Here is a 384-nt window from a genome sequence, read left to right as displayed (position 1 = left end):
CTCCACCGAGGTCACGCCGAAGTCGCGCTTGAGCGCGGGCAGCGAGGCGAGCCAGGGCCGCCGCGCGGCGCGGTCGGTGCCTGCCGGCCAGCCGGTCGACATGTCGTAGCCGTAGTCGATGAACAGCGCGGCGCCGGAGTCGCTGAGCAGCACGTACACGCACGAGTTGGCGGTGCGGTTGAGCAGCAGGTGGTCGGTGAGGCGGACGAACGGCCGTTCCAGCCAGTCGCGCAGGTCCCACGGGTTGGTGCGGCGGGAGTCGACGTACTCGCCCATCCGCGTCGCCAGCCGATCGAGCGCCGCCATGCCGTCGGGCATCGGCTCGCCGTGCGATGGGAGGAGGATGCCGGGCTCCTCCTCCTGCAGCAGCAGGGAGGAGAGCAC

The 384-nt window shown here is 71.9% G+C and carries 1 protein-coding gene; it reads right to left on the bottom strand.

Going from position 1 to position 384, the window contains the following annotated elements; all coding sequences use genetic code 11:
• A partial coding sequence (locus SB717_RS34050) for a hypothetical protein (RefSeq protein ID WP_410907230.1) occupies positions 1–384 on the bottom strand: 384 nt, incomplete at both ends.

Origin of the sequence: Priestia sp. SIMBA_032, assembly GCF_046535215.1 — a bacterium.
Taxonomy (GTDB): Bacteria; Bacillota; Bacilli; order Bacillales; family Bacillaceae_H; genus Priestia; species Priestia aryabhattai.
Note: the sequence above shows the minus strand (reverse complement) of the source record. Positions and strands in the feature narration are given on the sequence as shown.